Below are 23,432 nucleotides of genomic sequence, written 5' to 3'. Positions count from 1 at the left end.
ATCGGTCCACCCCAATCAACTGAGTTTTCGAGATGCGGCGAGTTATATCATCTTCAAGTTGACACAACTGTCATCACAAACACCGGGGAATGTCCCGAGAGACGTATTGGATATAGAACGAAATGCACGGCAATTTAAGCTGGATGGTAAACGGGAAAGGGCATATCCACGAGTTCTTAAAATGAGCAAAAACAAGTTCCCGGTTAGACCAAAGAAAAATGCCGTTCACTCTTAAGTGAACGGCATTACGCTAATGCGGGTCTTTTTATTGGAATATTTTATTAGAGGATGACAACCCACAGTCCTTAGATCTACTACACATCTTTAGTTATAGCTGTGCATCTATGAGCCATGACTCTCACTAATTTTATAACTCTTAATTTTATAGCTCTACTGCGCGGCGTAAACGGAAACTCCGTAAAGCCAAATACAATGCTCCCACTGCCGCCCAAATGAGCCCTAACTCTAGTGATTGTGGCTCTAAGTTCACCCAAAGCACGCCAATAGTGCCGGCGCCACACAGGGGCAATACTAAGTATTGCAGGTGGTCTCTAAAAGATTTATTACGTCGATCCCTTAGGTAAAACTGCACAATCACGGATAAGTTCACGAAGGTGAACGCCACTAAAGCACCAAAATTCACTAAGGCTAGCGCCATTTCTAAATCAAATGAGACGGCAGATAGCGCAAGCGCCCCCACCAACAAGACATTAAATGCAGGGGTTCGCCATCTAGGATGGATATAAGCAAACCCTTTACGTGGCAACATATTATCCCGCCCCATCACATATAAAATCCGTGCAACCCCAGCATGGGCAGCCATACCGGATGCCAATACAGCAACAGTGGTCGCGACTAATACGATGGACTGGAATAGATTACCACCCACATAGAGTGCAATTTCAGGCAATACCGCATCAAGCTGTTGAAAGCGCGAGATATCGGGGAAATAGAGCTGCAAAAAATAAGACACGCCAACAAAAATCACGCCACCGAGCAAAGCCGTCAACACAATCGCGCGAGGGATAACACGTTGAGCATCTTTAGTTTCTTCAGTCAGTGAACTTAACCCGTCAAAGCCGAGGAAGGAGAAACACAGAATCGTCGCCCCAGTGAATAATGGTGCCATCGCCATATTATCGGCATAAAATGGTCGCACACTCGCGACGACACCTTCGCCTTCACCGAGGGAAATGCTATAGGCCATTAGACCAATGAACACCACAATAATGGCGATCTGTGCAAACACTATCACCCCATTAAAGTTCGCGACTAGATCAATCCCCTTGAGATTAAGCAAGGTCATTATGGTCACAAGAGTGAAAATAAAGATCCAAGGTTCGACGCAGGGAAACATGGCGGTTAAATAGATTTTTGCGAGCAACATATTGATCATTGGCATAAACATATAGTCCAGCAGCGATGACCAACCCACCATAAAACCAACATTCGGGCTAAAGGTTTTTTGAGCATAAGTGTAGGCTGAACCCGCATAGGGATATTTACGTACCAAATGACCGTAACTAAACGCGGTAAATAAAATCCCCGCCAATGCGAATAGATAAGACGTAGCCACATGGCCAGAGGTGATCTCGGAAACAATACCAAAGGTGTCAAAAACGGCCATCGGCGTGAGATAGGCAAGCCCCATCACCACCACTTGCCATAAGTTGAGGGTCTGCTTCAAACCCGGATTTTGTTGGCTCATCAGCACACCCCCATTGTACAGGGTTGAACACCTAAGCACGCATCTGCAATTAGTTTTTGCTTGCGGCTAACCGTCTGCACTCTCGGTTTAATGGCTAACGCAACAACTTGATTTACAACAACTACCGACAATCCGGTACACAACAGCCCCATTGGTCTTTCCTCAGTAAAATAGGTTCAACTGAACCTCATATCATTTCCGGATGTTTACCGGCCTCAATTGTTTTAAAACACATACGTCATAAATAAAAAATAACCGAGATACTGAGTATCTCGGTTATTTTTTCGGCGCGCATTCTCCCCCAAAACCAACAAGAAGACAACCCAATAAGGGCCGTTTGATGGCTATCTGCACGATGAGAGTTAAATTAACGGAATAGAATAGACAAGGATAAAGATGGCTTAAAGCAGTTTGAACACTAAGACACGCTACTAGAATATGACAGTAAGGCTGATGACATGCCGAAGGACAAGCTCAAAACTGAATAATTTTTTCACTTGTTTTAAATTTGTTATTGGAAATAAAGCAGATATAGATATAATCTTCCGGCAAAAATTAAACAGGGGCAGTTTAATTTGCGAAGCAACCGCTTCATTTGTTTTATCGCATCAAAAGGAAGATGAAATGCGTAAAATTACTTTAGTCTCTCTGACCATTGGCAGCTGTTTTCTCGCCGCCTGCGCCGCAAAACCACCTATTATCGCTCAAGAAAAAACCGTTGAAATCGAGGGTGTTAACTTAGTTTTTGGTGGCAGTTTTGATACAGAACGCAAAAACATTTCACTCTCTGTGAATGGCGATTCTGTTATGAAAGGCACTTTCCCGCCTTATACTCCGACTCAAAATTTGAGCGGTAAATACAAGGATTTCAAGATTTCTAGCCAATGCTATTTCGGTTCAGTACTCAGCAGCCAAGGTGGCGCATTTGGCGCGATTGCCGGCGTCATTCAAGCGACTAAGTCGAGCTCAGGCGATAAGTGCGATATGCTCGTCGACGGTAAAATTGTTGAAAGTCTCTACTTCTAAAGATTAATTGCAGAAGTACCTAAACTGCCCCTGTAGAGTACAAAACCTGTAAACACTCGCGAGATACTCTGTCCCGCGAGTCCCATCAAAGCTGATTAGCTTCATCCAACAATCTCGCTCGACGCTTAATCCCCAACATCGCTAGGCCGAAAAAAACCGCAAATAAGCCCCAGAGTTGCAGCCATTTTGGCATCACACTCGCCCAACTTGCGCCCATTTGATTGAGTTCTAGCATGCCCATAATCGCGGGCACGGCGGGAATAAACTGTGAGCCGAGTACTAAAGGTTCTGGGATCAGTGCTATCGGCCACACAAAACCTGATACGAATAGAATAGGCATAGAGATCAGCAGTAACACTTGGGTGGGTAAATCGCGGCGAGTGAATAAGGTGCTCATAGCAACACCTGCGGCGGCGGTAGCCAGTAAAAACGGCAATAACCACAGCGCAACTAAACCAAGGCTCGCTTGAATACTCACGTTATACCAGTGATAACAATAGCCCACATAAAAGCTGGTAAAGAAGATATAAATCAACATGAAAGCAAGAATACGACCACAGACTAATTGCACCGGTGACACTTGCTGCCAATACCCTTTATGCCGCCATTGCCCAGCCCCTAAAATGCCAGTACCTATGAGTAAGGTTTGGTGCAAAATCAGCAAGAACAGTCCAGGTACCACATAGGGCGTATAACCTAGGCTCTGGTTAAAGGCTGGCACACTGTTAAGATGAAGCGAGTTTAAACTCTCTTGGGCCTGCTTAGGATTTTGTCCTTGAGCAAGCATGCCAATCAATTGCACTTGTTTACCCGCATCCATTCCAGCACTAACTAAGCCTTCAACAACCGCGGAATAAATCAAAAAGTAACTAGCATCACCGCCATAGCTTAGCGTCACACCTTTACCGAGCAATAAATCGCGGCGGAATCCTTCTGGGATCACGAGTAAGCCGTGGGCCTTACGCGTCTCAATAAAACGCTTCGCCTCGGTAATCGAACCGACTTGGCCTATGACTTGAATTTTTGCGCTGGCATCGGCATGACGGATCAATTGACGGCTTAGGGAAGAATGATCTAAGTCCACCACGATCAGTTGTTGCTCGGTCGGCACTTGATTCAGATAGGGTAAAGGATACAAAACCGAATAAAACAGTACACCGCCAAATAAGGTCACTGCGATCGCTTTATCGCTAATAATGGCCTTAAACTCAGTGAGGATCAGTCGCCACAGACTGAGCTGACGTGGTGTGTTTGCGTGTTCGCTATTGGATAAATTCATCCTATTGCCCCTTCGCAGATATAGCTGCGTCCGAGTCATAAACCGTCACTGAAGCATTGGTGTTAACTGTGGTAGACAGTAATTTACGCGACAGGAAATATATCAAAGGGATCAGACAGATAAAGCCCCAATAACTGGTGATTTGGCTCGCCACACTTGGCCAAGTAGCGCCATAACTCACGATACTAACATGGGACTCAATATAATGGCTCGATGGCATGATAAGTCGCCACCACTGGGCTAATTGCGGCATTTCGTGAGTCGGGAAAGTAATGCCCATAAAGGCAAACGCTGGCGCAAATAAAGCGGTACAAAAGCTGATGACCCGCGCACTGTCACGCATCACTACAAATATTAATAACACTAAGCTCCAGACTGCCAATAACATGACTAATTGCGCGAGCAATAATAGGGCTAAACTCCCCGCCATCGGCAGAGCAAGATACAAATACAGCCAAGCTAAAATAAAGCCGCCCTGCAGCATCAATATCGGCGTAAACAGCACCATTTTCGCCCACACCTTAGGCCAAAAATGTTCAGTTAAGAGATTCGACATGCCATCGGCATGAGTGGTAGGCGCTAAATGCAGCTCTCGATTTAAACTGTTTGCCATCACTAACATAGATAACAACTGCCACAGCGCAATCAGCACTGGCGGTACTAAGAAACCTATGTAGTTGTTATTTCGGTTAAACAGGGCTGTTGTTTGGCTTTTGACTGGGCTTAAATTCACTGCGACTTGGGATTTCGGTGTACCATTTGCGAGCTGCTTTAAACCCGCCACTTGCTGTAATCCGGCGCCTAAACTCAACTGAATTTGGCTTGAGAGTAACTTACCCACCAGCAAAAATTGACTGTTGTAGCGCACATCAATTGTAGGCTTATGGCCTGTGAGTAAATCCTTTTTCATATCATAGGGAAAAACCACAATAGCGTAGACTTTCGCCTGTTGCATCGCGCTTATCGCCGAGGATAAGTCGGTAAAACTTTGCGGATCGGTAACTGGATTTGCCTTAAGCTGACGAGCCAACATGCGGCTCAATTGACTATGATCTTGGTCGACAATCGCCACGGGCAGTTGCCTTGGCAGACCTGCACTGAACAACCACCATAAGCATAAAATCCCCAGTAGTGGAATATAACTTATCAGCGCTAACTGCCAAGGGTCATGCCATAGGGCACGCAGCTCACGGCGAACTAACGCTGTGAGCAACGCCATAAAGCTTATGCTCGATGGCTGTGATTCGCCCTTAATCTTGTCCGCCGCGTTGGCGTGAGGCGTACGTTCAGTCACGACTTTTACTCACTGCGCAGCAGCACAGACATGCCGACACGCAGATCGGTAATCGGCTGGTTTGGACGCAATTCCACTTCAAAGGTTCGCATATCAAAATCATGGCCACTTTCAGTCGAACGCCAAGTGGCAAACTCACCCATCACACTGATATGGGACACAGTAAAATCCACATCCTGCCCGAGTGCCGGAATCGTTAATTGAATTTTTTGACCTTTTTTGAAACGTTTAAGTTGGTCTTCTCGCACTTGGAACACGGCCCAAGCATCCTGCATATCAATCAAACTGACAATCGGAAAACCACTGGGTGCCAATTCACCCGCCTGTAACAGCACGTCGCTGATCTCACCCGATTTAGGTGCGCGCATTTGGCTATCTTCCATAATGGCGCTAACTTCTTTCACTGCACCTTCAGCCTTACGGGCATTACCTGCAGCAGCCACTTTGGTTTCCGTCCGCGCGCCTTCTTCTGCCATTTGATACATGGCTAAGGCAGCTTGTTCTGTGTATTTTGCCGCTTGCCATTGGGTAAAGGCTTCATCGCGTTTTTGTCTTGCCGCCACACCTTCGTTAAATAAGTTTTCGACTCGGGTATAGGTGGTTTTAGCGAGCGTTGCCGCCGCCTGCGCCTTGAGCCATTGCTCCTTGGCTGCCATCACTTCTTGACTGCGAGCACCGTTGTTGGCTTCTAGCTGCATCGCCTTAGCGGCATCACGGCCACCTTCGGCCTGCATTAACTTTGCATCTAGCTCAGGACTGCGGATCGCGAATAATAAATCCCCTTGGGCCACACTATCACCGCGGCGCACGAGCACTTGCTCGACTCTGCCTGGCACCTTGGACGAAACATTGTACTCACGGGCTTCAATCTGGCCCTGCAACAAACTCGGCTGCGGGCTATAAGCGAGCTTGAGTCCATAGGCTAAGATAAGGCCTAATGCGACCAACGCCACAAGGGCAAGTATTCTGTTAGCGCGCATTGTTTGTCTCCTGCACTTGGGTAGGGGCTGTGGTACGACCGATAAATTCATCTAGTTGACCACTAATGGCCATTAATCTGGCATAGGCTTGCACATAACGATAACGGGCAGCCAATTGCTGAGTTTTCACTGCGCTCAGTTTCAGCTCCGCATCGACTCTGTCGATAGAGGTTGAAAGCCCTTGATTAAAGGCGATGTCACGCAGGCGCAGGTTTTCAATAGCAAGTTCGAGCGAAGTATCGAGCGCCGTCACTTCTTCCTCGGCCTGTAATAATTGGCGATAGCTTTGATCCACCAGCAGGCTCAAGTCTTGTTTAGTTTGTGCCTTGGTATAACGAGCTTGTAAGAGTGCACTTTTCGCCGCTTCGACCTTACCGCTACGACCATCTCGGCTGATCAGTGGCACATTGACCCCAACCCCAACCATCCAGTCAGGTGTGATGCTCGTCAAGAGTGTGTCTTCTTCATACAAGGTGTAGTTACCGAAGAGGAAAACCGTTGGATGGTATTTACCTTTTTCCAACGCTATTAAACCGTTCGCTTGCGTTTCTTTCGCTTCGAGCAATTTGAGCGCCGGATGTTGGCTCAGGGTAATTTGGCTGAGTTGAGCGAATGAAGGAGCCTGTGGCAGTACAAATAAGGGAGAATTTGTGCTCACCTGACTTTGCTGTAGCATACGAGCCAGCGCGATCACTGCCATTTCGTGTTGCCGACGAGCACTGCCTAAATTGACTTTAGCATTGTCTAGGGCGACCTGCGCATTGAGGCGCTCAACCTTAGCAATTTGCCCTTCGCGCTCTAGTGCTAAAGCATGATCAACATGCTTAGCTAACGAGCCAACCAGATCGGTCTGAGTATTCACCAATGCCAACGTCACATCGACAGCGTAATATCTATCCACCAGCAGGGTAAATAAATCACGAGTAGCCAATTGTAATTCTTGTTGCTTCTCGGCCACCATAGCCGCGTGTATACCTTGAGCCGCAGTGATCTGTCCGCCCGTATAAATCGGCCACATTGCCTGTAAGCTGGCGCTAAAAATATCTTGTTCACTTAAGGGCAGCGGCGGAATACCCGCAATGTAACCACCAATTACTGGTGGAAGAGAAGTAATAGAGTTTAGTTCTTTCAGATCAAACTCAATCGGTTTATCCAAATGAATATAGTTACCGCGAATGTCTAATGAGGGCAAATTTAAGCTCTCGCCCGCCTCTTGTTCACCCTTAGCGCGGTTAACTTCCTGCGATTGCGCTTGCAACTTGTCGCTCACCTTCAGCACTTGCTGCCAAGCATCAGTAAAGCTAATCGGCTGAGCATAGCCAGCCGAAGGCAATGATAATAGGCACAGCCATACTACACGTGATAGTTTCATTAACACCTCTAGAGTAGTTACTCTAATTTCCTTTGCGAATGATAACATTCATGATGGGCAGCGACTAGAACCCATAGACGTAAGGTTCTAGGTTTTATGCTGTTCCGCCCACGGTGAGCTTATCGAGTTTTAGGGTCGGTTGACCCACACCCACAGGCACACTTTGACCATCTTTACCGCAAACGCCCACACCTTGATCTAAAGCCATATCGTTACCGACCATAGAAATCTGGCTCATAGCCTCAGGGCCATTACCGATTAAAGTAGCCCCCTTAATGGCTTGAGTCACTTCACCATTTTCAATCAAATAGGCTTCGGATGCTGAGAACACAAACTTACCCGAAGTGATATCGACTTGGCCACCACCAAAATTAGGGGCGTAAATGCCCTTCTTCACCGATTTGATAATCTCACTGGGATCTGACTCACCGGCCGTCATATAAGTATTGGTCATACGTGGCATAGGCAAATGCGCGTAGGATTCGCGGCGACCGTTCCCCGTTGGCGCAACACCCATTAAGCGAGCATTGAGTTTGTCTTGGATGTAACCCTTTAAAATACCGTCTTCAATCAATACCGTTCTTTGGGTTTGTACACCTTCATCGTCGATACTCAGTGAACCACGACGATTAGGCAAGGTGCCATCGTCGACCACAGTCACTAACTTAGACGCAACTTGCTGACCAACCTTGCCGCTAAAGGCACTACTGCCTTTACGGTTAAAGTCGCCTTCCAAACCATGTCCAACCGCTTCGTGGAGCAATACACCGGGCCAGCCATTACCTAACACCACAGGCATTTCACCCGCTGGTGCATCGATGGCGTTTAGATTGACCTGCGCTTGACGCACGGCTTCGCGGGCAAAGGCGAAACACATAGGTAAACCTGTGTCATCGCTTGCCATTAAAACACCGTAGTCATGACGACCACCACCACCAGCGCCGCCACGTTCACGTTTACCGTTTTCTTCCAAAATCACGCTACAGTTAAAACGCACCAGAGGACGGATATCGGCCGCCAGAGTGCCATCACTCGCAGCAACGAGGATTTCTTCGTGCACACCAGCAAGGCTAACCACCACTTGAATAATCCGGCTATCTAGACTGCGAATAAAAGCATCGGCTTCTTTCAGCAGGTTGATTTTTTTGACTTCTTCCATCGCCGCAATCGGATCTAAGCTGTCGTATAACGCCAATGCTTTTTGACGCTTAAAGGCTTGTACCTGAGTCTGCTCACCCGCACTAGCAATGCCACGGGCAGCCTGTACTGCAGCGCTTAAGGCGGCAGGAGTGATATCGTCGGCATAGGCAAAACCCGTTTTCTCACCGCTGATGGCCCGCACGCCTACACCGCGTTCAATATGGAAACTACCGTCTTTGATGATGCCGTCTTCCAGCACCCAAGATTCGTGGCGACTACCTTGAAAATAGAGATCGGAATAATCGATTTTGTGCTGATGTATGGTGTTTAGATAGGTTTGCAGGCCATCTAACGCTAACCCATTCTTCAATAAACTTTGCTCTACTTGTGCTAAAAATGGCATCTATGCTCTCTTTGACCCCAAGGGATCTTGATATTCTGAGTGTAAATTCGGTGTACTAATTCTATGTGTTAATGCTGCGTATCGACTCAAGCGCAAATTCAGCATTTCAACTCGTCTGCTGGCTACTGGCTACTGGCACATTATTTCAAGCTTGGTTCACGGAAACGATTATGCTGCATGACGGGCATTTTACTGCGAATACTGTGCAGTTCGGTTAAGTCGACCTCAGCCTGCAACCAACCCGTACCGGTTTTGAGTTCAGCCAAAATATTCCCCCAAGGACCGATTATCATGCTCTGCCCCCAAGTTTCGCGGCTACCTTCGTTATGCTGTCCCCACTGAGCTGCAGCAAGAATAACGCATTGGGTTTCAATCGCTCTGGCCTGTAGCAATACTTGCCAATGGGATTCCCCCGTCACCTTGGTGAAGGCAGAAGGGACTGTAATAATCTCGGCACCCGCAAGACGCATCGCCCTAAACAAGTCGGGAAAGCGTAAATCATAACAGATGGTTAAGCCAATTTTGCCAAAAGGTGTATCGATAACGCTAATGTGATCACCGGGGCAGAAGGTTTCGCTCTCGCGATATTGTTTTGTACCATCGGCAACATCCACATCAAAAAGGTGCAGTTTATCGTAATGCCCTAAAGTATCACCTTTATCATCAAACAGATAACTGCGACTATAGACACGACCATCCTCAGCCAACGCCGGAATAGTCCCCGCGACCATAAACACCCGATACTTGGCGGCCAGTGCACTTAACGCCGATTTGAGCGGACTCTGATGGACATCACCCGCATAAGCAAGTTGCTGACTTTCATGGCCACCAAACAGTAAACTGCATTCGGGTAACACGACTAAATGGGGCGCATCGACATCCCGTTTGAGTTCGTTAAGCTGCGATTCGATAAACTGCAGATTGGCGCTGACGTCGCGACTGCTCTGACATTGCAACAGGCTGATGTGCATTCTGCTCTCCCTGAATTTGCTTAATCGGTTCTACTGCTGGCTGATTCTCTGGTGTGGCAGGCGTGTTCGGCGCTTCAGGCGAAGGCGTCGCTTGAGGTTGCTCCCGCTTTAAATCGAGCACTTTAATTTGATCTGTTGCTGGCTTTAGCTCTTCTGACTTTGATTCTTCAGATCTGGCCTCTTCAGGCTTAACGTCTTGTGGCTCGAGCGCTTCTGGTTGTGTTGCTTGAAGCTGTTGCTCAGATTTAGCGTTGCTTGGTTTGACTTCAGTTGACTGAACTTCAGTTAACTTAGTTTCAGTTGGCTTAGCTTCTGTTAATTGAGCCTCGGTCGATTTAGTCTCTACCGGCTGAGTGATATCGGCGTTATGACTCGCGGCTTCGGTCGGCACCGCTGGGCGCTCAACGCCAACCACAGGTAAAATAGATTCTGGAATTTCAATCTCTTTACTCTTACGCTCTAACTCTTCGACCACAGGCTCTGCCATAGTCCCAGTCACCCGAAAACGAATTTCTGAAATCACTTCAATCACAGGCTCAAGCACTTTTGTCAGGGCAAAGGCCCCCAGACCCAGTGTCCAAGCGCTGGTACTGAGCAATACGACAGTCGGCACACTTGAGGCCAATTGCGGCACAAAGCGGATATCGTAATTCAAACTTTCAGTGGTGAGATCCGTATAGCCACGCACCTTCATGTTACCCGCGATGGCATCCATTTCAGTGTCTGTGGTTTTCACCACGCCATTATCAATCTGCAGATTGCCATTGAAAGAGTTGAAATACATGCCCTGACCGAAGACATCGGTGAAATCCAGCGACAGTTTACGCACCAAAGAATCTAAACTGAACAGGGAGAAAATCCGTGCGCCCTTGTCACTCACCTGAGATAAGTGGCCTTTGCCTAAGTTGAATTTCACCTTGCCATTTAAGGTTTCGAGGGAGAAGGCATAGGGAGCACCTTGCCAAGATAAGTCCGCATTCACCTTCAAGGGGGCTTCATTAACGCCAGGCTCTATACCCAATTGAGCAGATAGATAACTAAACTGAGTGGCATTTAACTCAACACTGAGGTCAGTTTTATTCTGTCCAGCCTGTTGCTGCCAAATGCCACTGCCCTGCAAATTGACATTGGGCGTAGTCAAAGACAATGTTTGAATCTTATATCCTGCCGCTTGTGGGCTCGCCTGCAAAACAAGCTTTCCAAAGGATTTATCGAAAAAACGAAAATCTTCCACATTCACTGCCACGGGCGGTAAGTTAGTGAGCACTTGATCACTGGCAAAATCGGCATCCGTGTTCGACTTTACCTTAGGTGAAAAATAAAATTTATTCGCCACAACTTTGAGACCTTGAGTTTTCCAATTTGGATAGAAATCGATCCAACCGTCAAATTCGTTGGCAACGGTATTAAAACGCCATCCCGTCTCGTTAGGCTTAGCATTAAGCCTAAGCTCCGTCAGTTCTTGCCCTAAAAGATCGAGCCGACCGATATGAGAATCGATACTCGCCACCGCGGGAAATAAACTTTTATGTGGAATATCATCAACTAAAATGCCCGTTTTCGGTATTTTCTCTTGACCAACAAAGGCATTAATCACAGGTAACCATTCGGCTAATTTGGCCTTACCGAGATCGATTTGAATATGACCTTGTTCCGTATTTCTGGCTTCATCCTCATCAAATAAACGCCCCAATAACAAGTCAAAATAACTAAAATTTGCACCTTTATCGGCATCAAAACCACCGATAAACTCGGCATGACTGGCAAGTTTGACATCGAGCGTCGCATTATCTTGATCACCAACAAACTCAGCGACTAAAGGTCGTGGTTCATTTTCGGGTTTAGCAAAGTATCCTGGGAGCAACAGTTGCGTCCCCTGCATATCCGAAGTCACTTTGGCTTGGATTTGATAACCTTGCTCAGTAAATAGCATAGTCATAGCACCGTCCCAACTGATTTTCCCCTGATAAAAATCGCTCAAGGGATTGTGTAATTCATCGGGGAGACGGCTGAGATCCCAACGACTTTTCAGCGAAAGATTAAGGCCAAAATCTTTACCTTTAGGCTGAGTGTCGAAAGTTAAACTGAGCGGTTGTTCGAACAAGCGCGCTTTGATGCCTTTTCCTGTCACAACTTCATTCGCAAAGTCGACTACACCAGTCACGCCATGAAGTTGAAGCCCTGGCTGAGCAATATATACAGGCGTATTATCAAAACGGATTTGACCACGAATATCTTCAGCTTCACCTTCATACAGTGGAATGCTGATGTCTAAAGTGCCAGTGACAGCACCTTGCACTTGCACGACATCTAAGGTTTTACCTACTGAGTTCGCCAAAGGTGAGGCTTGTAACACCTTAGTCGCCGCACTGCCTTGAGTAGCAAGTTCGGCTTCAATCCTTAGCAGCGTCTGTTCACCAATAGCGGGAATAAATACATGGGCACCTGTGGCATCCACATTCATCAGTTTGCCTTGGTTTAACCAAAGATCCATACGGGTATTTTCAAACAAAGCGTTAAGGGACAGATCTGTGACCGCTGGCCAGTCGGGTTGAAACTGAAATTGGGCATCTGTTAAGGTAAATGCTGCCTGAAACACGCCGCTATTATCGTCGAAGGGAAAACCACTTAACGAACCACGCCAAACAACTTGCGCATCTTGGGTCTGACCCGCTTTAAGCCCAGTATCCAAATACTCTGCCAGTGATTCACCCATCGCCTTATTAGGGAAATACTTGTCGGCATTGGCCACATTGTTGATACGAACATTGGCCGCCAGCGCCATGTGTGCAGCACCGCTAAAGTCCAAATTCAATGCTGCATCAACGCCGATATCTTCGTTTTCAAACTGCAACTGAGGCACATTTAAACTCAGATGTTCAGTATCGAATTGACCATTAATTGGCGCCCCATTGAACACTAATGGCGCCGAAAATTCATCACCAAAATCGAGGGTGTACACTTGTTCAGGTAGAGAGAAATACAGCGTCTTATCTTGCCAGCGCAGGCTTGCATCTATTGGATGAGTATTGGGAATACCCTCGACCTTCTGCCAATGCAACTGCTTCACTTCGGTACTGGCGAGCAAAGGCTGGTCGGCTTTTTGATACAGGCGGATTGGTCCAATACTAGCCTCGGGAGCTAACGCATGCCATTGACGTAATACGGCTCTATCGACTCCAGGAAATAGCGGCAGCAGCGGCAATAGACTCTGAGTATTAACTTGATTCACATAGGCAAATAATTCATCGTTTTGACGCTTCGCGGCCAGCGTTAACGCCGGCCAATGCTCACCATTGGTGACAAAATCCAGTCCTGAACTTTGCACTTCCCAACCTGTCGCCTTTGGCTGCCAAACAATATCGCCCGCTTGAATTTCAAATCTCTGCGGCTCTTGCTTTAATGTCCATTGCAGCCAGCTCGGCTCAAAATGAACCATAGCAGAACTGATGCTGCGGTCGGCAAACGTAAGCCAAGCCTTAAGATTGACAACCCCTTCTAAGGGTAACTTTTGAGTAGAATCATAGGGGTTAGGCTGACGTGAAGCCCATTCACCTAAATCCAAAGAGTTAGCCGCCAAATAAATCTGCCCAGTCAAACTGTCGGGATTTGCACCATCGCCCTTGATATCTAACTGTAATCCGAGAGATTCATGCTCAGAGGCATGACTATCAAGATACAACTCTCCCGCACCGCGGTGACGTTCACCATGATTGCGCCAGTTCAAATGACGAATATGGATCGGGCGAAACTCTTGGTGCATGCTCAGCAATTGCACTGTGGCATTGGTTAAGGAGAATCTATCGAGTTGTTTGAGCAACAGGGCATAGAGCCAATCGAGTTGCGGGGCTTTATTGATTGTGGCGGGATCGTTCTCGGTAAGCTTATCCATGTCTAAAGCGACATGGACACCCTCAAAATTGACATCTTCGATTCGCGGGGTGAGTGTGAGCAGCGATTGCCAAAAATCTAACTTAACTTGTACGTTCTTGATCATCAAGGTCACAGGCAGTTGTTCCTGTGGCGGGATCACTAAGTCATCGATGTTAATTGCAGGGCCAAATGCCTGCCAATGGGCGGATAACTCCCCCACTTGCACATCGACTTTATATTCGCTTTTTACGTAATTAACCAGTTGCTGGCGAACTTCATCAACCTGCGGTAATAAGCCACGGATCAAACTGACGGCAAGCGCAAACAAGACCAAAATAAGCGCCAGAAATTGCCAACAAAAACGGCTAAATTTTTTTGCAGTAAAAAGCGTAGCCACTACATCATCACCACATCGTATTTGTGCTGTGAGTACATAGGCTCATTTTGCAAACGGATGCGCTTACCTATGTAAACCTCAAGTTCAGCAATAAGATGATTATCATCGGTATGCAGACTTTGATACACGGCAGGCGAACAGTACAACAGGAACTCATCAGCATCGTAGGCACGGTTTAAACGGATTATTTCGCGAAAGACCTCATAGGAAACCGTCTCGACTGTCTTCATGCTCCCCGTGCCATGGCAGGCCGGACATTCGCCGCAGACGACATGCTCTAAACTTTCGCGGGTACGCTTACGGGTCATTTCGACTAGACCTAACCCCGAAAAACCACTCACATTGGTTTTCACCCTATCCTTAGACAAAGCGCTGGTTAAGCTACTAAGAACACGAGCCTTATGATCCGCCGTCATCATGTCGATAAAATCGATAATAATGATACCGCCGAGATTACGCAGACGTAACTGCCTCGCTATCGCTTGGGTCGCTTCGAGGTTGGTATTAAAAATGGTTTCTTCAAGATTCCTGTGCCCCACAAAGGCGCCGGTATTGATATCCACAGTCGTCATGGCTTCGGTTTGATCTATGATCAAATAGCCACCAGACTTGAGCTCGACTTTACGGCCGAGTGCACGTTGAATTTCGTTCTCCACATCGTAGAGATCAAAAATAGGCGCAGGTCCTGAATAGTGCTCAATCTTATCGGCAATCTCTGGCATAAACTCCTGCGCAAAAGACTGCAACTCGGCAAAAGTGCGGCGAGAATCCACTTGAATACGGTCCAGCTCAGTACCGACAAAATCACGCACAATGCGCACAGGTAAGGCTAAATCTTGATACAGGAGCGACACACCACCGCGTTTACGTCGCTCACTCACCTTTGACCAAACTCGGCGTAAAAATGCCGCATCTTGGGATAACTCATCTTCCCCTACGCCTTCGGCGGCGGTGCGGATAATAAAACCACCGTCATCATCAACATAGGGCAAAGTAATTTGTTTGAGGCGACTGCGTTCTTCTTCTAGTTCAATACGCTGGGAAACACCAACATGGCTAGAACCTGGCATAAAGACCAAATAACGGGAAGGCAGCGTGATATCGGTCGTTAGGCGTGCGCCCTTAGTGCCCAGCGGATCTTTAACCACTTGCACCATAATGTCTTGCCCTTGACGGACTAACTCGGCGATATCACGAACAACGAAATGACCTTTCTCAACATCGGCGACACACTCAGTGTGCGGTACTATGTCGGACGCATGTAAAAAAGCCGCTTTATCTAAGCCAATATCGACAAAGGCGGCTTGCATACCGGGTAACACACGGCTGATTTTACCTTTGTAAATATTACCCACTAAACCCCGTTTCATCCGGCGTTCAATATGGACTTCTTGCAGCACACCATGCTCAACTAAAGCAACGCGCGCCTCAGATGGAGTTACGTTGATCAGTAATTCTGAACCCATCTTGCGCTGTATTTTATTTGGATTTAAGCGACTGGTATTCACGACTCACCCCATTCGGGAAACTAGATTAATTAATCGAAGTTACAAACTCTCTAAGCATGAAAACCGAATAAAGGAACAAGGTCAACGTCATTGGAGTACTCGATTCAGAGCCCTAAACGCCAATAAGGTTCATTCTAACCTCAAGCCAAAATCGCAATATAAGCAACCAGCAGCAGTTAAATAAAGCCAACTTCGGCTAACAACTCACGCGTTTCAACCAGAGGTAAACCTACAACGCCAGAATAACTGCCTTCAATTGCAGCCACAAAGCAACCGCCGAGCCCTTGAATGCCATAACTGCCCGCCTTATCCATGGGCTCTTTTGAAGCCACATAAGCCTCAATGTCAGCTGTCGATAAAGCGCAAAAACGCACTTGTGTTTCAACTAAGCGCACTGAGATTTTTAAGGTTGAGTCAGACTCGCCTGCTTTGTAGGTCAGTGCCACAGCCGTCATCACAGTATGCGTTCGGCCAGACAGTTCACTGAGCGTTTGCTTAGCATCGGCCACATCCAGCGGTTTGCCTAATATTTGATTTTCAAGCACTACGATAGTATCAGAACCTAATACAGCAGGCTGTGACATATCTGCGCATAATGCCAGTCCAGCTTGGGCTTTTTCAGCGGCTAAACGTCGTACATAATCCCTTGGCGCTTCGCCCTGTTGCACAGTTTCATCAATATCAGGTGCCACTTGCGTGAAACTAAACTCAGGACGACCGAATCCAATCTGTGCCAATAATTCTTTGCGACGTGGCGAAGTTGAAGCTAAAACTAAATCCACAGTTAACGAACCTTATAATGACGTCGAACCCGACGTAAAATCCAAAATATCCAAGGCCAGATCACTAATCCTGAAATCGCAGGTAAAAATAGATCCGTTTTGAAAACAGCCTCTTGCATCACAAATTCAACCCAGTAAATCACTAAGTGATAAATACAAATCAGTAGCATGATCACTAACGACTGCTGCCATTGAGGGAAGTTTCGCAAACGCTGGCAATGCAAGATAGCAATATAAATAACCAAAGACATGGCTAAAGAGCGCACACCTAAGGTGGCTCCCAATAAAATATCTAATACTAGGCCTAAAACCCATGCGGTTAAGATGTTGTATCTGTGGGGTAATGCGATAGACCAATAGAGAACAATCATTAATAGCCAGTCTGGACGCCAAGCATCAACAGCACTTGGCAAAGGCATGATCTGGCTGATCACGCCGATAAATAATGTCACCCAAACAATAAAGCGCCCATTGGCGGCCTGAAAACTCATTAATGCACCTCAGCCACAGGAGGAGTGGTTTCCGTTGACGGTTTGGTCGCAGGCGCGGTCACAGGTTTAGAAGCCTCTGCTGGCGTGACACTTCCGCCAGCAGGAACAGCGCTATCTGCTTTTGATACATTATCGCTCGATGAATGATCCGCAGCAGGCACGGTAGGCTGACTCGGTAAAGTCACACCAGAATCGGGGGATGGCCAAATCAACAATAAATAACGAATACGATCTAACGCCGCTAAAGGCTGGGCGGTGACTCGAGCGTAACTTTGACCATCTTCAGTCAACACTTCCATTACCCGCGCGACCGGATAACCTTCTGGGAAACGATTCCCTAAACCTGAGGTGACCAGCAAATCGCCGACACGAATGTCAGTACTCTTGGCCACATGGCGCAGTTCTATTTCATCTAGCTCACCCGTACCATTGGCAACAAGGCGCACATCATTACGGGTGATACGCACAGGTAATCCGTGTGATACATCGGAGAGCAATAGCACCCTACTGGTCATTTCACTGACTTGTACCACTTGGCCAACAACCCCTTGGGCGTCGACCACAGGCTGCCCAACAAATACACCACTGCGTGAACCATGGTTTAGCACCGCATAGTGATGGAAAGGATCGCTAGCAACCTCCAATACTTCAGCCACCATTTTGCGCGAATCAAGGTAGGCTGGTGAGCCCAACAGTGCGCGTAAACGTTCATTTTCTTGGCGTAAGTGTTCGAAACGCTGTAAGCGTTCACTCATCAGCAGTTGCTGCCTGAGCAGCTCTTTATTCTGCAACGCTAACATATTGCGGGTGGCAAAACTTTCAGACGACCAGTCAAGCGCAACACCGGGCACGCTCGCTAAATACTGCAATGGACTAAAAAAAGAGGATAACGATTGCCGTACAGGATCGAGGCGATGATTAGCAACGAGCAAAGCCACCGACAAAATAATTGCCAGTGTCAGACGGAATTGGTTTGAAATACCACGAACAAAAATTGGCTTCATAGGAAAGCTAAGGCGGTGATTAACCGCCCCATACCGAAGTTAAATTAGGTTTCTTCGGAGAACAGATCGCCGCCGTGCATATCAATCATTTCGAGGGCTTTACCACCGCCACGTGCTACGCAGGTCAATGGATCGTCCGCCACCATTACAGGAATTCCGGTTTCTTGCATTAATAAACGGTCTAAATCACGCAATAAAGCGCCGCCGCCAGTTAACACCATACCGCGCTCAGAAATATCTGAAGCTAATTCTGGTGGAGATTGTTCTAACGCCACCATCACAGCACTTACGATGCCAGATAATGGCTCTTGTAAGGCTTCTAAAATTTCATTGCTGTTCAGTGTAAAGCTACGAGGTACACCTTCTGCCAAATTACGGCCGCGGACTTCGATCTCGAGCACTTCATCGCCAGGATAAGCAGTGCCGATAGTGTGCTTGATACGCTCAGCCGTAGCTTCACCAATCAAGCTCCCGTAATTACGGCGGACATAGTTGATGATCGCATCATCAAACTTATCACCGCCGATACGTACAGAAGACGAATACACTACACCATTAAGTGAAATAATCGCGACTTCAGTGGTACCACCACCGATATCCACCACCATAGAGCCGGTCGCTTCAGATACGGGTAAACCCGCACCAATCGCAGCTGCCATTGGCTCTTCAATTAAATACACTTCGCGAGCACCAGCGCCCATGGCTGATTCACGAATAGCACGGCGTTCTACTTGAGTGGCACCAACGGGCACACACACAAGCACGCGTGGACTTGGACGAAAAAAGCTATTGTTGTGCACTTGTTTAATAAAGTGCTGCAACATTTTCTCCGTCACATAAAAATCTGCAATAACACCGTCCTTCATTGGGCGGATAGCTTGGATATTGCCAGGCGTTCTGCCTAGCATTTGTTTAGCTTCTGTGCCGACCGCGGCAACAGATTTCTGACCGGAGCCACTACGCTCACCACGTATAGCAACAACAGAAGGCTCATTGAGGACTATGCCTTCGCCACGAACATAAATTAATGTGTTAGCTGTACCCAAATCGATCGATAGATCATTAGAAAAAATGCCGCGTAGCTTCTTAAACATGTAACTAGCCTGTATTCTGTGGAGTCAGAAGAAAAGAAAAATCAGCTAACTTTATCAATGCCACCCTGATTCCACAAGACCGAGGAGGTTAACAATCGCTAATGAAGTGATTTTTTTTCAAATCGCCACGTAAAAAACAGTATTTAAGCGGAAAATACTGTTTATTGACGAAAATATCAGCAACAAAAAACGAGTAAACATACAATTCAGCAACAAATATCAAACTAAGGCATTGCATTTAGAATCTGTTACAAGCGTTTTCGTCGACTTCCAATAAGTGAAATGGCAGCCCATTTCAATGGAAAGCCTGAGTTCAATTTAATGAGAGAAATAACTCAGATTAGTTTACCTCACGCCAATAGATTATTTTGTCATGCCCTCGATAACGACCAAAATACGCACTTGCCCGCGGTTCAGTGACCGCTGTTGGCGATACGCCATTCCAATTCCAGTACCATTCTAGCCATGTCGGCACATCCAAGGGCGCCGTCACTTGGCCGCGGTATGGCAACCCACTTGTTGTAACGGCTTGCCAGAGTAACTCAAATTGGCCAGCTCGGAATGTTGCAGTCCCGCCAGAACGCACAACACTTTGTCCCGCCACTAAGTCGGGATCAAAATTGTAACCAAGAGTGGAATGATCAACCTGCGAACCCAAAGCATACACTGCCGTTGTGCAGCTATCGGCAGTATTTAAGGCCCAGCTGCTGCCATTCCAATATTCGGCTCGAGTCGGCATACGCAGTATTTCTGTCTCAGGACCATAGGTGTTATCCATCACCACACGGCCATGACGAAGGGTTTGAGTGCTGATTTTCTTAGCATTACAGTTAGTGCAAGTGCCTGTAGATGCCGCATCCATATCTGGTGAGGCCACATAGCTGTAAAGCCCATTCGGCCGAGGATCGTTATCCATCAATTGCACGCCAATATCGAGCAGCTCGAAGGGACCATCCTGATACAGATTCGTCGCCACATTTGGGGTCACCCGACTAAAGTTAGCTTGGTAAGAAGCATCAACCGTCGCCACACCTTGATTCCAACTATCAGCCTTTATAGGTAAGGCACTTAAGCGACTCTGTAAATCAACACCATTATTGTTGTTTTCTCCCACCAGTTTTGCCGTGGCAAGGGAAAATGGCGGGAAATAGTTTTTCGTTATATCCCCCGCGATATTTAAAGCACTGAGCTCCATCGACATAGGGAACAACTGATCCATATAGCTAAAGCCGCCACAGGCAGGTATGACCGATACGTTACTGACTAAAAATCTATCGGGCACAAAACGGCCAATATTAGCTGAATATCCAATTGGAATATTTAAGCTGCTTGCCGTCCCTAAATAATTTGGGCTAGCCTGCGCTGCAATTTGGAATACTCCAACTTCGCTGATGGTCTGATTGCTGATGGTATTGAGATTATTGGCCTGCGCCGAGTGGCTGTAGGATGCCACGCCTAACGCCCCATCAAGTCCGCCGTTGGCAATGCTTGGCGCAACGACTTTACTGGCAAGCTTCATCTGCGCATCACTAAAGTTAGGCGTGGGTAAGTTGCCCGAACAAAAGTCCGGATCGCCATCTTTTTCCCATGCCATCGCTTGTACTGTCATACCAAAGGTTTGACCCGCTTTACGATAAACATTACACGTCATATTCGCGCTTGAGCAGCTAGCATTGGCATCTACAGGCTTAACACACAATCCCGCTGGTACGCTGACAAATTGGTCTGAACCTGCCATGACTAAGCCCTGTTCATCACCAGTACCTGTATATTTTGCATCTAATTGTAATTTACCTGCATCAGGGTAATTGACTGAAATGCTTGCTTGTCCGTTGGTATCAAACAGCAGGTTCACCGCCGTAGGCAAGGCACTCGAGGTGCCAATTGCCGTATTGTTGATGGTGACGGCTTTAGGCGAGATAGGCGCGCTTGGCGTTTGGTAACTGCTCCAGAAATTCAGCGTTTTGGTCTGGCTTTGGAAGCTTGGGACACACTGCTTCGTCACATCGGATTTTTTCACCGCTTTGACTAACACTTGCTCGGGGCGATTCGCACGCTTATCGGGTACATCGAATACAAAACCACTGTCGGCAAAGGTGAGTGAACAATTGTTCTCACTCAAGCCACCATTACCAATACGGCAAAGGGTTTTGCTTAAGGGTTTGGTGGTGGGATTAGAGCCCTTCACCCCTAAAGTCACTACACCGGGAGTATTTCGCCTCAGTTGCAGTTGTGCTGTGCCACCGCTAAAACTCACTTGATTACCGCCAACCCATACGCCATCTGCCGCAGAATCAGGTAATAAGGTTGCGCTAAGAGGTGCAGTAAAGGGTTGACTACAACTCGCATTTGCACAGGCTCTAATCGTTACCGTCTCAGCATTACAGGTCAGACCTTGACCCGTATGATCAAACTCAAAATGATCGATCTGAGCACCAATAGGATTCGATTTTAACGCACAAATTTGCACGTTATCGATTTCGTGGTTGTTATTTGAGCCCCCCGTTGAGCCCGTTAAAGACAATAAAAAATCACTTGGAATGGCAGCCTGACCAATTTGTGCAGCGGCGTTAAATGCGGGAACTAAAGTCACAAAACCAGAACCTGTATTACGCTCAATTTTCACAATAGATTGATTCGCGGCTTGCGAATCAATTGTGATTTTATACCTGTGCGCAGGCGACACATTATTGCCGTCTACCGCAGGCGATAAGCAACTACCGTTCGTATTAGTAGTGCCATTACTACAAGCGCCGCGTAAATAATTATACCCTGACGTGCCGACACCCGAACCGCGAACCGCAACGGACTGGCGTCGCTGGCCGACATTAGAACTACCGCCTTCACCGGAGAAGTTACCGAACTCATCAATACCAAACCCAAGCCAACCACCCGCGAACCCATTAATACCAGGTTTATAACCGTAACCCAATGGACCGCCAAATGCGCCAGGCTGCGGCGTTATAGAAGCATCCGATAACACTACCGCAATGCCGTCAGCACCATTGCCACCATAGGCATAGTGATCAAACTGGATCTCCACTAAGTTAGCTTTTCCAGGAAAGAGTCTTTGATAGGTAGATGCCGTAGATTGGTCAGATTTAGCTTCGGTTAAGCGTAATCGACCGCCTTGGATAGAAGGGGTAAATCCTCCACTACTTTTAGAAACAACCCAGTCATTACTCAAAGTGCTTTGGGAGAAATTATCGTTAAAGCATTGTAAAACAGGTGCAGGATTACAATTTGGAACAACATCAATCTTTGCTGCATTATCGTCAAATTTAATACTACTATTGCCACCTAAACTAATATTTCTAGCAGTAATAGCTCCTTCCAAAGAGGAACTCCCCTCTAGCACCGCATTCCCTTCAGCAACAACATAGGATTTAAGATATGCCCCTCCATTGAGAGTGAAATTTGAGTAGCTATAAATGAGAAATTTTTCTGGTTGCCCAACGGTGTTTAAGTTGTAATGCCTATAGTTATTTTTAATAAAAAATGACACGGTACCAGTTGATGGGAATACCAGAGTTACACCGTCATTAATAGATAAATTCTCAATCCAATATTGTCCAGCTGCAAGCTCAATACGGCCCGAAGTAGCTGTAAGGGACTTCATTTTATATATGCCACCATCACTCACAAAACGAATTGTCTTATCAGAACCGCCCTCCAGTAAAATACGATTATATTCACCTTCAACGATATCAATTTTTGTATTATTCCATGTTGGAGGGCCGACATCTACAGCACTTGAAGATGAACATTGAGAGAAATCAATACGATTAGAAGGTAAAGTTGCAATATAATCTCCAGCACGGCACCAACGATAGGAGTTATTAGATGTTACACACAAATCGTCAAAGCTGTTTCCTCCTTGAAAATAGTTATAAGTTGGCAAGTCACTATACCAACGACCAGCATTATTAGGGGCATTGTATAAATAAGAACTGTTGAAGGTAATTGAACCGTTTCTATCGTAATTGTTTACACCTTCTATAAATGTTTTAGTCCAATCGGCTTTCACTAAATGGGATGTGAATGCCATGATTAGGGGCAAAAGGATTAATGGGAATTTGGCTATTATTTTGTTAAATATCATTTTTGATA

The 23,432-nt window shown here is 46.8% G+C and carries 15 protein-coding genes and 1 pseudogene; 2 read left to right on the top strand and 14 right to left on the bottom strand.

Annotated elements, in window-relative coordinates:
• Nucleotides 1–235, top strand: a pseudogene (locus L5M11_RS18775) (IS4 family transposase); the annotation flags it as partial.
• Between the two features lie 147 nt (nucleotides 236–382).
• On the opposite strand, the gene L5M11_RS18770 reads toward L5M11_RS18775, so the two are convergent.
• Nucleotides 383–1,708 (bottom strand): APC family permease, encoded by a 1,326-nt coding sequence (locus L5M11_RS18770; RefSeq protein WP_131523436.1) that lies wholly within the window; start codon nucleotides 1,706–1,708, stop codon nucleotides 383–385.
• 624 nt (nucleotides 1,709–2,332) lie between these two features.
• On the opposite strand from L5M11_RS18770, the gene L5M11_RS18765 reads away from it, so the two are divergent.
• Nucleotides 2,333–2,734, top strand: coding sequence for a hypothetical protein (locus tag L5M11_RS18765; RefSeq protein WP_107402714.1), 402 nt, complete (start codon nucleotides 2,333–2,335; stop codon nucleotides 2,732–2,734).
• 85 nt (nucleotides 2,735–2,819) lie between these two features.
• Here L5M11_RS18765 and L5M11_RS18760 read toward each other — a convergent pair whose 3' ends face one another.
• From L5M11_RS18760 to L5M11_RS18700, 13 genes are all read right to left on the bottom strand, one after another.
• Nucleotides 2,820–4,013 (bottom strand): ABC transporter permease, encoded by a 1,194-nt coding sequence (locus L5M11_RS18760; RefSeq protein WP_131523437.1) that lies wholly within the window; start codon nucleotides 4,011–4,013, stop codon nucleotides 2,820–2,822.
• Nucleotide 4,014: 1 nt separating this feature from the next.
• Nucleotides 4,015–5,232, bottom strand: coding sequence for an ABC transporter permease (locus L5M11_RS18755; RefSeq protein WP_263192968.1), 1,218 nt, complete (start codon nucleotides 5,230–5,232; stop codon nucleotides 4,015–4,017).
• Between the two features lie 80 nt (nucleotides 5,233–5,312).
• Nucleotides 5,313–6,287, bottom strand: a complete 975-nt coding sequence (locus L5M11_RS18750; RefSeq protein ID WP_168825663.1) for an HlyD family secretion protein — start codon at nucleotides 6,285–6,287, stop codon at nucleotides 5,313–5,315.
• Complete coding sequence (locus tag L5M11_RS18745; protein WP_263192966.1) at nucleotides 6,277–7,659, bottom strand: TolC family protein; 1,383 nt, start codon at nucleotides 7,657–7,659, stop codon at nucleotides 6,277–6,279. The genes L5M11_RS18750 and L5M11_RS18745 overlap by 11 nt, the downstream gene beginning before the upstream one ends.
• Before the next feature lie 94 nt (nucleotides 7,660–7,753).
• Complete coding sequence (gene tldD, locus L5M11_RS18740) at nucleotides 7,754–9,202, bottom strand: metalloprotease TldD (protein ID WP_113940074.1); 1,449 nt, start codon at nucleotides 9,200–9,202, stop codon at nucleotides 7,754–7,756.
• Nucleotides 9,203–9,342: 140 nt separating this feature from the next.
• Nucleotides 9,343–10,173, bottom strand: a complete 831-nt coding sequence (locus tag L5M11_RS18735) for a carbon-nitrogen hydrolase family protein (RefSeq protein WP_263192964.1) — start codon at nucleotides 10,171–10,173, stop codon at nucleotides 9,343–9,345.
• A complete protein-coding gene (locus L5M11_RS18730; protein ID WP_263192962.1) occupies nucleotides 10,097–14,443 on the bottom strand; it encodes a YhdP family protein in 4,347 nt (1,448 codons plus the stop codon). Before L5M11_RS18730 ends, L5M11_RS18735 begins: the two co-directional genes overlap by 77 nt.
• Nucleotides 14,443–15,909, bottom strand: coding sequence for a ribonuclease G (rng, locus tag L5M11_RS18725; protein ID WP_263178720.1), 1,467 nt, complete (start codon nucleotides 15,907–15,909; stop codon nucleotides 14,443–14,445). The genes L5M11_RS18730 and rng overlap by 1 nt, the downstream gene beginning before the upstream one ends.
• 218 nt (nucleotides 15,910–16,127) lie before the next feature.
• Nucleotides 16,128–16,733: a Maf family protein gene (locus L5M11_RS18720; RefSeq protein ID WP_263192960.1), complete on the bottom strand. Its 606-nt coding sequence runs from the start codon at nucleotides 16,731–16,733 to the stop codon at nucleotides 16,128–16,130.
• A gap of 2 nt (nucleotides 16,734–16,735) precedes the next feature.
• Nucleotides 16,736–17,224, bottom strand: a complete 489-nt coding sequence (gene mreD, locus L5M11_RS18715) for a rod shape-determining protein MreD (RefSeq protein ID WP_105251286.1) — start codon at nucleotides 17,222–17,224, stop codon at nucleotides 16,736–16,738.
• The gene (mreC, locus tag L5M11_RS18710; protein WP_263148058.1) at nucleotides 17,224–18,228 is read right to left on the bottom strand and encodes a rod shape-determining protein MreC; all 1,005 of its coding nucleotides are present in this window, start codon (nucleotides 18,226–18,228) and stop codon (nucleotides 17,224–17,226) included. Before mreC ends, mreD begins: the two co-directional genes overlap by 1 nt.
• 44 nt (nucleotides 18,229–18,272) lie before the next feature.
• Nucleotides 18,273–19,322 carry a rod shape-determining protein gene (locus L5M11_RS18705; RefSeq protein ID WP_105251284.1) on the bottom strand — a complete coding sequence of 350 codons (1,050 nt, stop codon included), beginning with the start codon at nucleotides 19,320–19,322 and terminating at the stop codon, nucleotides 18,273–18,275.
• 340 nt (nucleotides 19,323–19,662) lie between these two features.
• A complete protein-coding gene (locus L5M11_RS18700; RefSeq protein WP_263192958.1) occupies nucleotides 19,663–23,370 on the bottom strand; it encodes a DUF6701 domain-containing protein in 3,708 nt (1,235 codons plus the stop codon).
• Nucleotides 23,371–23,432: the final 62 nt, after the last annotated feature.

Origin of the sequence: Shewanella sp. SM87, from assembly GCF_025653705.1 — a bacterium.
GTDB classification, from domain to species: domain Bacteria; phylum Pseudomonadota; class Gammaproteobacteria; order Enterobacterales; family Shewanellaceae; genus Shewanella; species Shewanella oncorhynchi.
The sequence above is the reverse complement of the archived record's forward strand: the minus strand, read 5'-3'. Positions and strand labels throughout refer to the sequence as shown.

Excerpts from the sequence above, each read along its gene's own strand:
- L5M11_RS18755 (WP_263192968.1), bottom strand. The coding sequence starts at position 5,232 with ATGGCGTTGCTCACAGCGTTAGTTCGCCGTGAGCTGCGTGCCCTATGG.
- rng (WP_263178720.1), bottom strand. The coding sequence starts at position 15,909 with ATGGGTTCAGAATTACTGATCAACGTAACTCCATCTGAGGCGCGCGTT.
- L5M11_RS18760 (WP_131523437.1), bottom strand. The coding sequence starts at position 4,013 with ATGAATTTATCCAATAGCGAACACGCAAACACACCACGTCAGCTCAGT.
- L5M11_RS18745 (WP_263192966.1), bottom strand. The coding sequence starts at position 7,659 with ATGAAACTATCACGTGTAGTATGGCTGTGCCTATTATCATTGCCTTCG.
- mreC (WP_263148058.1), bottom strand. The coding sequence starts at position 18,228 with ATGAAGCCAATTTTTGTTCGTGGTATTTCAAACCAATTCCGTCTGACA.
- L5M11_RS18735 (WP_263192964.1), bottom strand. The coding sequence starts at position 10,173 with ATGCACATCAGCCTGTTGCAATGTCAGAGCAGTCGCGACGTCAGCGCC.
- L5M11_RS18700 (WP_263192958.1), bottom strand. The coding sequence starts at position 23,370 with ATGGCATTCACATCCCATTTAGTGAAAGCCGATTGGACTAAAACATTT.
- L5M11_RS18705 (WP_105251284.1), bottom strand. The coding sequence starts at position 19,322 with ATGTTTAAGAAGCTACGCGGCATTTTTTCTAATGATCTATCGATCGAT.
- L5M11_RS18770 (WP_131523436.1), bottom strand. The coding sequence starts at position 1,708 with ATGAGCCAACAAAATCCGGGTTTGAAGCAGACCCTCAACTTATGGCAA.
- tldD (WP_113940074.1), bottom strand. The coding sequence starts at position 9,202 with ATGCCATTTTTAGCACAAGTAGAGCAAAGTTTATTGAAGAATGGGTTA.
- L5M11_RS18765 (WP_107402714.1), top strand. The coding sequence starts at position 2,333 with ATGCGTAAAATTACTTTAGTCTCTCTGACCATTGGCAGCTGTTTTCTC.
- L5M11_RS18750 (WP_168825663.1), bottom strand. The coding sequence starts at position 6,287 with ATGCGCGCTAACAGAATACTTGCCCTTGTGGCGTTGGTCGCATTAGGC.
- mreD (WP_105251286.1), bottom strand. The coding sequence starts at position 17,224 with ATGAGTTTTCAGGCCGCCAATGGGCGCTTTATTGTTTGGGTGACATTA.